Origin of the sequence: Vibrio sp. Y2-5, assembly GCF_014596725.1 — a bacterium.
Classification (GTDB): Bacteria; Pseudomonadota; Gammaproteobacteria; order Enterobacterales; family Vibrionaceae; genus Vibrio.
The window spans coordinates 1-1,248 of the sequence record NZ_JACVEG010000040.1 but is presented as its reverse complement, the minus strand read 5'-3'; the positions used below and the strand labels follow the sequence as shown (position 1 = coordinate 1,248).

The following is a 1,248-nucleotide window of genomic DNA, read 5'->3' as shown; positions in this document are numbered from 1 at the left end:
CATAAATGAAATGCGTGATGAAAAATCTTAGCCTCTCTTGCACACATGCCTTGAATAGGAACGACCAACGTGTGCACAAGATGCTCATATTAACAATTGCGGCACTTATTAGTACCACGGCTTGTACTGACCAAGGTTACCCCGATGACGACCATTTTCAAGCATGGCGAATTGGGGGGGCTATTTCTTATGAATTTCCAGCTATGATTTATGAAGCCTACGGAGTCAATGAGAAAGAAGATTGGACGAGTATCATGTTGCCATATACTGGAAATATGGCGAGACCTTCTAGACTAAATATGAAAAACATGAGGCGATATACCTATCCTGAATACGATGGTTATGTATTGCCATTAACTGGCGCGATTAATTTCACACCCAATCAATTGGGAAAAGGACAAAAATCATTGCCTGATGAGCTTTATGTTTATTGGATATCAAGAAATAACTCAACAACCTACACCACCGTTGTCGACGTCACCCCTCAAATCAAAGCAGCCATGGTAAAGGAATATACGTATCAGAGTGGCTCGCTTGAAGGACAAAGTTGTTATCAGACAGATTTTATTTTTGGTTTATTACCGGATGGACGAGCAAAACTGTGGTTAAGGGGGTGTTTGCTTTATACCTATATCGGGGAATATGAACCAACAAAAGTTATGCCCCCTAAAGACCCTTCTTTGGCAAAAAACAAACCCATTCCGTGGGATAAAGTGAATCAGGTATGGCACAGCACGAACCATATAATGCAAAACCTTGAAGATGTGGTCTCCTCTGATTCGAATGGCCGCATTACCTATGTTGAGAATAGCGTTAGCCCCGTCTCTGAGGGTCCGAAGTGACAAAACCTGAATGGACGGACAAGTCTGGGTNTTTTAACGCAGTACATAAATGAAATGCGTGATGAAAAATCTTAGCCTCTCTTGCCCACAAGCCTTGAATAGGAACGACCAACGTGTGAACAAAATGCTCATATTAACGATTACGGCGCTTATTAGTACCACGGCTTGTACTGACCAAGGTTACCCCGATGACGACCATTTTCAAGCTTGGCAAATTGGGGCTGCTGTCTCTTATAATTACTTTTCTGCGGTTGAAGAAGCTTACGGCGTGAATGAAGTAGAGGATTGGACCAGCATGATGTTGCCTTATGGCAACCTAACGGGGCCTCGATTGAATATGGAAAACTACCGCCGTTACACTTACCCAGACTATGACGGAAACGTGCTTCCTTTAACGGGGGCATTA

Annotated in this window: 1 protein-coding gene and 1 pseudogene; both read left to right on the top strand. The window is 43.0% G+C overall.

The features are described 5' to 3' along the window. The first annotated feature begins 80 nt into the window (after positions 1–80). Positions 81–842 carry a DUF2931 family protein gene (locus HUO09_RS21730; protein WP_223159533.1) on the top strand — a complete coding sequence of 254 codons (762 nt, stop codon included), beginning with the start codon at positions 81–83 and terminating at the stop codon, positions 840–842. Between the two features lie 115 nt (positions 843–957). Further along, positions 958–1,248, top strand: a pseudogene (locus HUO09_RS21725) (hypothetical protein); the annotation flags it as partial.

What these genes read in the sequence shown, in the direction of transcription:
- HUO09_RS21730 (WP_223159533.1), top strand. Translation starts at nt 81, where the DNA reads ATGCTCATATTAACAATTGCGGCACTTATTAGTACCACGGCTTGTACT.